This window comes from Kitasatospora sp. NPDC056273 (genome assembly GCF_042268845.1).
In the GTDB taxonomy this organism is placed as follows: domain Bacteria; phylum Actinomycetota; class Actinomycetes; order Streptomycetales; family Streptomycetaceae; genus Kitasatospora.
Window position 1 is genome coordinate 59,326 of record NZ_JBHJSJ010000045.1, and the last position, 10,088, is coordinate 69,413.

A 10,088-nucleotide genomic window follows, 5' to 3' on the forward strand; every position below is an offset into this window, starting at 1 on the left:
AAGCGGGGCCGGTGCCCCTCCCGCGCACGGAGGGACACCGGCCCCGCTCCACAGCGTCACGAGCTCACGACGCCACGGCGGCCGCCCTACCGCGAGGCCATCGACGCCAGCCGCCGCGCGGCCCGGTACTGCCGCAGCACCTGGGCGAAGGAGGTGTGCCCCTGGGTGGTCCGGGCGAAGGCCCGCCAGGCCGGCGGCACCAGGCAGACCGCCGCGTGGAACAGGTACGGCCGCCGCTCGAAGGCGCCCAGCAGCTGCTTGCCCGCGCGCATCTCCACGCCCAGCCCGGCCTTGACCGCGAACGCGTAGTTCAGCGCCTCGCGCCGCACCGCCGCCGCGTTGCCCGCCTCGGCGACCTGCACCGCCCACTCGCCGGCCAGCCGGCCCGAGCGCAGCGCGTACGAGATGCCCTCGCGGGTCCACGGCTCCAGCAGTCCGGCCGCGTCCCCGGCGACCAGCACCCGGCCGCGGGAGAGCGGCGAGTCCTCGGTCCGGCAGCGGGTCAGGTGCCCGGACTCGACCTGCGGGGTGAACCCGGACAGGCCCAGCCGGCGGATGTAGTCGGCGAGGTACTGCTTGGTCCGCTCGCCGTCGCCGCGCGCCGAGATGACGCCGACGGTCAGGCTGCTGGTCTCGGTCTTCGGGAACACCCAGCCGTAACTGCCGGGCAGCGGACCCCAGTCGAGGTGGATCCGGCCCGCCCAGTCGGCCGCGACCTGGGCCGGCACCGGGATCTCGGCCTCCAGGCCGAGGTCGATCTGGTCGAAGGTGACGCCGACGTGCCGGCCGATCCGGCTCGCGCTGCCGTCCGCGCCGACCACCGCGCGGGCCTCGAAGGTGCGCCCGTCGGCGGCCGTCACCAGGGCCGTCCGGTGCTCCCCGCCGCGCTGCTCGACGCCGGTGACGGTCACTCCGGTGACCAGCACCGCCCCGGCCTGCTTGGCCGCCTGCACCAGGCGCAGGTCGAACTCGTCCCGGTTGACCAGGCCGAACAGCATCCGCTTGGACCGCCGCGTACGGGTGTACCTCCCGTTGTAGGCGAAGGTGACGGCGTGCACCCGGTCCTGCAGCGGCAACCGGAAGTCCGGCGGCAGGCTGTCCCGGGAGGGGCCGATGATGCCGCCGCCGCAGGTCTTGTACCGGGGGTGTTCGGCCTTGTCGAGCAGCAGCACCCGGCGGCCCTGGGCCGCGGCGGCGTGCGCGGCCGAGGAGCCCGCCGGTCCGGCGCCGACCACCACGACGTCCCAGACGCCGTCCAGCGGCGCGGCCGCGTCGTCGGTCGGACCGCCCTCGGCCGGGCTGTCGAGCGGGCTACGGGAATCGGAGCTTCCGGAGTCAGTCACGTCGAGCAATCCTATGCGTCCGGCCGCGCCGTTCGAGCGCGCCGCCCCCGCACCGGCGCCACCCGGCCGTACGGCCCGCCCGAAGGCGGCCCCTCCCCCTGAGGCCCGGTCCGCGGCCCACCCTCGGAACTCCCTGTTCCGCTCCACCTATGATCGGCACTACCGCAAACCGCCTCCTCCGCCCACACCACCCCAAGGGCGGACCGTCCCCCCGGAGCCCCGATGTCACAGCCCCTGGCCGACGCCGTCCGATCCCTGATGGACCGTGCCCGCACCGACCTCGCCGAGCTGGTCGCCTTCCCGTCGGTCGCCGACCCGCGCCAGTTCCCGGTCGAGGAGTGCGAGAAGGCCGCGCGCTGGGTCGCCGACGCCTTCGCCGCCGAGGGCCTGACCGGCATCCGGCTGCTGGACACCCCGGACGGCACCCAGTCCGTCTACGGCGAGCTGCCCGGCCCCGAGGGCGCGCCGACCGTCCTGCTCTACTCCCACTACGACGTCCAGCCCCCGCTGGACGAGAACGCCTGGCACAGCCCCGCCTTCGAGCTGACCGAGCGCGACGGCCGCTGGTACGGGCGCGGCGCCGCCGACTGCAAGGGCAACATCCTGATGCACCTGACGGCGCTGCGGGCGCTGCGTCAGGTCCACGGCGACGCCTACCCGGTCGGCCTGAAGATCATCGTCGAGGGCTCCGAGGAGCAGGGCACCGGCGGTCTGGAGCGCTACGCCGAGGCCCACCCCGAGCTGCTCGCCGCCGACGCCATCATCATCGGCGACACCGGCAACTTCGCCCCCGGCCTGCCCACCGTGACCACCTCACTGCGCGGCATGACGATCGTCGAGGCAACCGTCACCACGCTGGCCGGCAACCTGCACTCCGGGGCCTTCGGCGGCGCCGCCCCCGACGCGCTCCAGTCCCTGGTCCGGATGCTGGCCTCGCTGCACGACGAGAACGGCGACGTCGCGGTGGCCGGCCTGACCGCCGACCAGACCTGGACCGGCGTCCAGTACCCGGAGGAGCAGTTCCGCTCCGACGCCAAGGTGCTCGACGGCGTCGCCCTGACCGGCACCGGCACCCTCGCGGACCGCCTCTGGGCCCGCCCGGCCGTCACCGTCCTCGGCATCGACGCCCCGCCGGTGATCGGCGCCACCTCCTCCGTCCAGGCCACCGCCAAGGCCCTGATCAGCCTGCGCGTCGCCCCGGGCACGGACGCGGGCGCCGCCCAGGACGCCCTGGTCGCCCACCTGGAGGCGCAGGTCCCGCTCGGCGCCCGGCTCACCGTCGAGCGCCAGGGCAACGGCGCGCCGTTCCGCGCCGACACCAGCGGCCCGGCGTACGAGGCGATGGGCGAGGCGATGGCCGAGGCCTTCGGGACGCCCATGGTCGCCTCCGGCGAGGGCGGCTCGATCCCGCTCTGCAACACGCTGCGCTCGCTCTACCCGCAGGCCGAGATCGTGCTGATCGGCGTCGAGGAGCCGACCACCCAGATCCACGCGGTCAACGAGAGCGTCGACCCGCGGGAGCTGGAGCGGATGGCCCTCACCGAGGCGCTGTTCCTCCGCCGCTACGCCGAACTGCGCTCCGTCTGACGGACCTTCGCAGCGACGTCCCGAGGCTCTTCGCGGAGGACGTCCGGCCGCCCGCCGCGCAACCGGCGGGCGGCCGCCAGCACCGCCGCGTAGCCGACCGCGCCCACCGCGAGCCCGGCCCCGGCGCCGAAGCAGACCTCCGGCACCAGGTTCCGCCGCAGCGGAGCGAGCCGGTGCAGCACCCCGGCGGCCGTCGCCGCGCCCAGCGTCGCGACGGCCGCCCGCCGGGCCCGGGGCGCCAGCCGCACGGTCGGCCGCACCGGCTCGACGGCCCGCACCGCCCGCGCCGCCCAACCGCCCAGCGCCGCCAGGGCGAGCGCCGAACTGCCGTACTGCAGCGCCTCGTACAGCGGGACCCCGGCCACCGGGCGGTCCAGGACGGGCAGCAGCCGCACCCCCAACCGGTCCCCGTGGGTGAACGCGTCCCAGCCGACGTGGGTGGCCGCCCCGATCGCCGCCGAGGCCGCGAACCACGCCGCGCCACCGACCGCACCGGCCTCCGCGGGGTCTGCGGCGTCCCCGGCCCGCCGGACGGTCAACGCCTCGGCGCCGCCCGCCCACCGCTCGGGCAGCAGCGCCACCAGCGGCCCGCGCAGCAGCCCGTGCCAGCCGGCCACCAGCGCGCCGGCGATCGCCACGTCCACCGTCGGCACCGCCCACCAGCGGTGCGTGAGCCCGCCCTGGCCGTACACCCCGGGCAGCAGGGACTCGGCGAAGAACGGCACGTCCGGCGCCATCGACCCGGCGACCAGCGCCGACGCCACCAGAGGCCCGCACGCCCCGGCGGCGCGCAGCAGGGGCAGGACGGCGGCGGGGTGGCTCAACGTGAAGGGCATGCCCCCATCCTGCCGCCCGGGACCGCGGCGCGGCGCGCCGGGAGGCGCACCACGGTCCCTCCACCAGCCCCCGGCCCCGCGCCGACCGGCCGCTACGCCGCGTCCGCCGTGCTCGCCAGCCCCACGGCCACCCGGCTCCCCGCCTCCAGGTACCGCAGCTCGCCGCTCCGCCGCGCGTCCAGCGCCGCCGCCAGCCGCCGGTAGCGTCCCGGGGGCAGCAGCTCCCCGGCCTCGTCCAGGGTGACGAAGCGACAACCGCGCAGCTCCTCCTGCTGGAGCAGCAGGTGCTGCCGGCCCTCCTCGTCCAGCAGCCCGCCGTCGTACATCAGCCGCAGGCCGCCGCGGCGCGGGCCGGTGCGCGGCTCCCAGTCGACGGCGAGCAGGCGCAGCGCGGACGGGTCCAGGCGCAGGCCCAGCTCCTCGGCGGTCTCGCGCAGGGCGGCGTCGGTGGGGGCCTCGCCGCGCTCGACCACGCCGCCGGGGAAGTCCCAGTCGGGCTTGTAGACCGGGTCCACCAGCAGCACGCGGTCCTGCTCGTCGAAGAACAGGACGGCGGAGGCGACGGTGTCGCCGGTCGGGTCCGGGGTCTGGACGATCGGGCAGCGGGCGGCGCCGACCCGGACCAGCTCGGCGATCCGGTGCGCGGTCTCCCGGGGGGAGATCCCGCTGGTGTCGATCATGCGGGCGTCGCCGACCAGCCAGCGGCGGGCGGCGCGGTAGCGGGGCAGGTGCTCGAGGCACCAGGCGCGGACCCGCTCGCTGCCCTCCGGGTCGCCCGGGCACTCGTCGCGGTGGGCTATGCGGTCGCGCAGGATCGTTTCTTCAGGGTCCAGCACGACGTGGTGCACCGTGATCCCGTGCGAGGCCAGGTCCCCGAAGATCTCGTCCCGGTAGTCCTCCCTGAGCAGGGTCATCGGGACCACCAGCGGACCCCCGACCTCACCGAGCAGCGCCGCCGCCGTCTCGGGGACGAGCCGGCGCCAGGCCGCCAGGTCCTGGAAGTCGGACACCGTCGCCAGCCGGTCGGCCGGGAGCATCCGACGCAGGCCGAAGCCCACCAGCTCGGGATCGAAGAGCACGCTCCCGGGCAGCAGTTCCACCAGCTCGCGGCAGGCGCTCGTCTTGCCCGCCCCGAATGTGCCATTGACCCAGACGATCACAACGTCCCCTGCCCTCGACTTCCCCCGATGCCGTTCGCACCGGGCAGCGCCCCCGTTGGTCGAACCAGCGCCACCCGTGGTGGTACCCGCGCCACGCCGCTCCCCATGCCTCCCCGGCGCGCCCGCCCGCACGCCCCGATCTGCCCCGTGACAGCGGCATGTGCCCAGGTCAGACGCCCGTACGCGGAAATATGCAGACCGGTCTACATCAAAATTGCACCCCTTCGCCACTGCTAGGGCACAGGATGCCTGGTGGGTCGACCCGCTACGCACGCCCCACGCGCACGCTCCGCACGCCCCCCACTCGTACGCCCCTGTGCGCCGCGCGCGCCCCGGGCTCGGCCCGTACGCGCCCTGCGCTCGACCGCCACCGCCCGCCTCCTTGCGCCGCCCGCGCCCCACCGCGTACAGAGGAACGATGAAGCTGCTTCCCGCCGGTCGGGTCGTCGTCATCGGCTCGGTCAACACCGACCGCATCCTCCGCTGCCCCGTGCTTCCCTCCCCCGGCGAGACCGTCCTCGCCACCGCCGCCACCCGGGGCTTCGGCGGCAAGGGGGCCAACCAGGCGGTGGCGGCGGCCCGGATGGGGGCGGCGACGCACCTGGTCGCCAAGGTCGGACGGGACGCCGAGGGCGAGGCGGCGCGTGCCGACCTGCGGGGCGCGCAGGTCGAGACGGGCGCCGTCCTCACCCACCCGGACGCGCCCACCGGTCAGGCGATCGTCATGGTCGACCCGGCCGGCGAGAACAGCATCGTCGTCCTCCCCGGCGCCAACGCCCACCTGACCCCGGAGGAGGTCACCGCCGCGCTCGCCCGCCTCCGGCTGCTCCCCGTCGACGTGGTCCTGACCAGCAACGAGGTCCCCGCGGAGTGCGTCCGCGCGACCGCCGCCGCGCTGCCCGCCGCGGGCCCCTCGGGCGGCACCCGCTGGCTGCACAACACCGCCCCGGCCGGCACCCTGCCGGAGGCCGGCCCCACCGGACGCCGCCCGCTGGTCGTCGCGAACGCCGTCGAGGCCCGCCAGCTCACCGGCGCCGCCGACGTCACCGGGGCCGCCCGGGCGCTGGCCGAACACGCCGAGGGCGCCGTGGTCACCCTCGGCGGCGAGGGCGCGCTGGTCGTCGTGGACGGGACGCCGACCCGGCTGCCCGCCCCGACCGTCCGAGTGGTCGACACCACCGGCGCCGGCGACGCCTTCTGCGGCGCCCTCGCCGCCGCACTCGCCCGCGGCGCCGCGCTGCCCGACGCGGCCGCCACCGCCGTCGCCGCCGGGGCCTTCGCCGTCACCGGCCTCGGCGCCCGCGGCGCGCTGCCCCGCCCGACGGACCTCTGACCGGGCGTCGGGCCGAGCGGGCGTCGCGCGCCCCGGGCTCGGCCCGGACCGACGAGGACACCCCCGTCGGGGGCACCGGGCGGACCCGGCACCCCCGACGGGCGGACGGCGGCCCCGCTACGGGCGCCCCATGTACGACGGGTAGTAGCCGCTGCTGATCCCCGAGATCCTGATGTTGGTCCCGGGCCGCGCGGCCTCGACGTACCTGTTGTCGCCCAGGTAGATGGCCACGTGCTGGATGCCCCGGGCGGTCCCGTCCGGCGACCAGAACAGCAGGTCGCCGCGGCGCAGCTGGCCGGCCCCGATCGGCGTGGTCGCCGCGTACTGGTCGTTGGCCACCCGCGGCAGGCTGATCCCGCCTCGCCGGAAGGACTGCTGCACCAGGCCCGAGCAGTCGTAGCCGTCCGGCCCGTTGCCGGCCCGGCGGAACGGCACGCCCAGCTGGGAGAGCGCGAACTGCACGGCGGTCTCGACGTCCCGGTCCTCGGCGACCGAGTCGTCGAAGTAGCCCGGGGAGTCCGAGGAGGAGCCGCCTCCGGTGCGCTCCAGGTAGATGTCGTAGTGCGAGGTCCAGCGCCACTCGCCCCTGCTGTTGCGGAACCAGTAGCGCGAGCCGTCCCAGCCCTGGGTGATCCCGCCGGAGGACGTGGTCGTGGTCCTGGCGGCGGACGAGGAGCCGCCTCCGGTGCGCTGCACGTAGACGTCGTAGTGCGAGGTCCAGCGCCACTGCCCCTGGCTGTTCTTGAACCAGTACCGGGAGCCGTCCCAGCCGGCGTGCGCCGGGGCGGGCTCGGCGGCCGCGGGGCTGACACCGGTGCCGAGGCCGATCAGGCCCGCACTGGTCGCGATCACGGCCACCATGCCTATCCCCCGACGGAGCCGCGCGCCGCGGGACGGACGGGAGGGACGGACGGTGGCAGCGTCCTGCTGCCCGGTCGGTTCGCCGGCGGCCTCCGGCGCGCCGGTGTTGACGGTGGTCATCGTGCTGACTTCCTTCACTGCTGCGGATCGCTGCGGATTTGCAGCGGGTTGCTGTGACCGGCCAGGACTGGCCGTGCTTGTCGGCAGGGCCCCCGCCCGGCACACCGCGGCTTCCGGTCCTGCGACCGGAAGCCGTCGGCGTGCCGCCCGGGGGGTCGGCCCTGCCTGCGTGTCACGTTAGGCACGCGTCCGCTCACTGCGCGCAGTGGAGTGCGCCAATGGAAGGGTCACGGGTGGTGAGCACCGACGGCGCATCAGGGTGAACACCCGTCATCCGAGGGGGCGTCCGACCACCCTCTCCTCAGCGGCCGCCGGCCTCCGTCAGCAGCTGCTTCTTCAGCACCTTTCCCAAGGCGTTCCTGGGCAGTTCGGGCACCAGGACGACCCGGCGCGGCCGCTTGTGCACCGAGAGCCGCTCCGCCACGAAGGCCGTCAGCTGCTCCCCCGTCACGGCGCCGTCCGGGATGACGTACGCGACGATCGCCTGTCCGAGGTCCTCGTCCGGCACGCCGACCACCGCCGCGTCGGCGACCGCCGGGTGGTCGCGCAGTGCGGCCTCCACCTCGCCCGCGCCGATCCGGTAGCCGCCGCTCTTGATCAGGTCCACCGAGGCGCGGCCGACGATCCGGTGGAAGCCGTCCGCCCCGATCACCGCGACGTCGCCGGTCCGGAACCAGCCGTCCGCCGTCCACGCCTCGGCGTCCGCGTCCGGCCGGTTGAGGTAACCGCTGAACAGCGTCGGCCCGGAGACCTGGAGTTCGCCGACGCTCTCCCCGTCGCTGGGCACCGGCGCGCCGTCCTCGCCGACCAGCCGGGTGCGGACCCCCTCCACCGGCAGCCCGACGCTGCCGGGGCGCCGCTCGCCGTCCGCCCGGGTGCTGACGGTGATCAGCGACTCGGTCATCCCGTACCGCTCGATCGGGGCGTGCCCGGTGAGCGCCGCGAGCTTCTCGAACACCGGCACGGGCAGCGGCGCGCTGCCGGAGACCAGCAGCCGGGCCGGGGCGAGCCGGGCCGCGGCCTGCGGGTCCGCCGCCAGCCGGGACCACACGGTGGGCACCCCGAAGTACAGGCTGCCGCCCGCCGCCGCGTACCCCTCCGGGGTGGGCCGCCCGGTGTGCACCAGTCCGCTGCCGGTGCGCAGGGCGCCGAGCACGCCGAGCAGCAGCCCGTGCACGTGGAACAGCGGCAGGCCGTGGACGAGGGTGTCCTCGGCGGTCCACTGCCAGGCGGCGGCGAGGGCGTCCAGGTCGGCGGCGATCGCCTCGCGCCGGATCACCACGCCCTTGGGGGCGCCGGTGGTGCCCGAGGTGTAGAGCACGAAGCCGGTCGACCCGGCGGCCGGCTCGGCGTAGCTGGTGGTGGAGCGCCGCGCGGGGTCGACCGGCAGCCCGGCCACCGAGGTGTCCTGCGGCAGCACCTCCCCGACGGCGTGCGCGAGCAGCGCCGCGCCCGAGTCGCGCAGGATGTGCTCGCGCTCCTTGGGCCCCGAGTCGGGCGGCAGCGGCACCACCGGGACGCCCGCCAGCAGGCCGCCGACCACGGCGGTGACGGTCTCGACGGTGGGCCGGGCGAGCACCGCGAGCGCCGGGGCGCCGGCCACCCGGTCGGCGACGGCGGTCGCCGCGCCCAGCAGGTCCTCCCGGGAGAGCGTCCGACCGTCGATCCGCAGCGCGTCCGCCGCGTCGCCGAAACCGCCCTGAAGTGCCGTCAGCAGTGCCATGCCACCGTCCTCGCCTCGTCCATCACCACCGCGCCGCGCCCGTGCGCCACGCGCCGGCGCCGACTCTACGGGCCGCCGCCCGGCCCGCCGCGCGCCGGGGACGGCGAGCGGGGCCGGCGACGGCGGAGAACGACCGGGAAGGCCGGGGAAGGACCGGGGACGGCCGGGTACGACGGAGGGCGCGGCACCGGGCACCCGGCACCACGCCCTCCGAACCTTCCGCGCGGATCAGGCCTTGCGGGCCTTCACCTCGGCGGTGAGCTGCGGCAGCACCTGGAAGAGGTCGCCGACCACGCCGTAGTCGACCAGCTCGAAGATCGGGGCCTCGGGGTCCTTGTTGACGGCCACGATGGTCTTCGAGGTCTGCATGCCGGCCCGGTGCTGGATCGCGCCGGAGATGCCCGCCGCGATGTAGAGCTGCGGGGAGACCTGCTTGCCGGTCTGGCCGACCTGGCTGCTGTGCGGGTACCAGCCGGCGTCCACCGCGGCGCGCGAGGCGCCGACGGCCGCGCCCAACGCGTCCGCGAGCTCCTCGACCACGCCGAAGCCCTCGGCGGCACCGACGCCACGGCCACCGGAGACCACGATCGCGGCCTCGGTCAGCTCGGGACGGCCGGAGGACACCCGCGGGGTGCGCGAGACGACCTTGGCGGCGTTGCCGGTGAACGCCACGGCGACGTCCTCCACCGCGCCGGCCGCCGGGGCGGCCTCCGGGGCGACGGCGTTCGGCTTCACGGTGATGACCGGCGCGCCCTTGGTGACCTTGGACTTCACCTGGAAGGACGCGGCGAACACCGACTGGGTGGCGACCGGACCGCCGTCGCCGGCCTCCAGGTCGATGGCGTCGGTGATGATGCCGGAGCCGATCCGCAGCGCGACGCGCGCGGCCACCTCCTTGCCCTCACCAGAGGACGTCACCAGCACCGCGGCCACGTCGTTCGCCTTCGCGATCTGCGCCAGCGCGTCCACCTTCGGGACGACCAGCTGGTCGGCGAACTCCGCGCCGTCGGCGACGTACACCTTCACCGCACCGTACTCGCCGGCCTTCGCCGCGATGCCGGCCGCGGCCGCACCGGCGCCCAGGACGACGGCGGACGGCTCACCGATACGGCGGGCCAGGGTCAG

The 10,088-nt window shown here is 76.0% G+C and carries 8 protein-coding genes; 2 read left to right on the forward strand and 6 right to left on the reverse strand.

Going from position 1 to position 10,088, the window contains the following annotated elements:
* Positions 1 to 86 precede the first annotated feature (86 nt).
* Positions 87 to 1,343, reverse strand: a complete 1,257-nt coding sequence (locus tag ACFCY1_RS30845) for a geranylgeranyl reductase family protein (protein WP_079272936.1) — start codon at positions 1,341 to 1,343, stop codon at positions 87 to 89.
* 222 nt (positions 1,344 to 1,565) lie between these two features.
* Between ACFCY1_RS30845 and ACFCY1_RS30850 the strand changes: the two genes are divergently transcribed.
* Positions 1,566 to 2,930 carry a dipeptidase gene (locus ACFCY1_RS30850; RefSeq protein WP_375876707.1) on the forward strand — a complete coding sequence of 455 codons (1,365 nt, stop codon included), beginning with the start codon at positions 1,566 to 1,568 and terminating at the stop codon, positions 2,928 to 2,930.
* On the opposite strand, the gene ACFCY1_RS30855 is transcribed toward ACFCY1_RS30850, so the two are convergent.
* Entirely contained in the window at positions 2,906 to 3,766 is an 861-nt protein-coding gene (locus tag ACFCY1_RS30855; protein ID WP_375876708.1) for a DUF4184 family protein, read from the reverse strand. The two genes, ACFCY1_RS30850 and ACFCY1_RS30855, sit on opposite strands and share 25 nt — an antisense overlap.
* A gap of 92 nt (positions 3,767 to 3,858) precedes the next feature.
* On the reverse strand, positions 3,859 to 4,926 hold the full coding sequence (locus ACFCY1_RS30860; RefSeq protein ID WP_049660630.1) for an NUDIX hydrolase: 1,068 nt from the start codon (positions 4,924 to 4,926) through the stop codon (positions 3,859 to 3,861).
* A 418-nt stretch (positions 4,927 to 5,344) separates the two neighbouring features.
* On the opposite strand from ACFCY1_RS30860, the gene ACFCY1_RS30865 reads away from it, so the two are divergent.
* On the forward strand, positions 5,345 to 6,259 hold the full coding sequence (locus ACFCY1_RS30865; RefSeq protein WP_117492486.1) for a PfkB family carbohydrate kinase: 915 nt from the start codon (positions 5,345 to 5,347) through the stop codon (positions 6,257 to 6,259).
* Positions 6,260 to 6,376: 117 nt separating this feature from the next.
* Here the strand turns inward: ACFCY1_RS30865 and ACFCY1_RS30870 are convergent, their stop codons facing one another.
* The 3 genes from ACFCY1_RS30870 to ACFCY1_RS30880 all read right to left on the reverse strand — a co-directional run.
* Positions 6,377 to 7,240: a C40 family peptidase gene (locus tag ACFCY1_RS30870; RefSeq protein WP_375876709.1), complete on the reverse strand. Its 864-nt coding sequence runs from the start codon at positions 7,238 to 7,240 to the stop codon at positions 6,377 to 6,379.
* A gap of 301 nt (positions 7,241 to 7,541) precedes the next feature.
* Positions 7,542 to 8,963 (reverse strand): acyl-CoA synthetase, encoded by a 1,422-nt coding sequence (locus ACFCY1_RS30875; protein WP_375876710.1) that lies wholly within the window; start codon positions 8,961 to 8,963, stop codon positions 7,542 to 7,544.
* A gap of 228 nt (positions 8,964 to 9,191) precedes the next feature.
* Positions 9,192 to 10,088 (reverse strand): electron transfer flavoprotein subunit alpha/FixB family protein (locus ACFCY1_RS30880; RefSeq protein ID WP_375876711.1); only part of this gene is annotated, 897 nt, incomplete at its 5' end.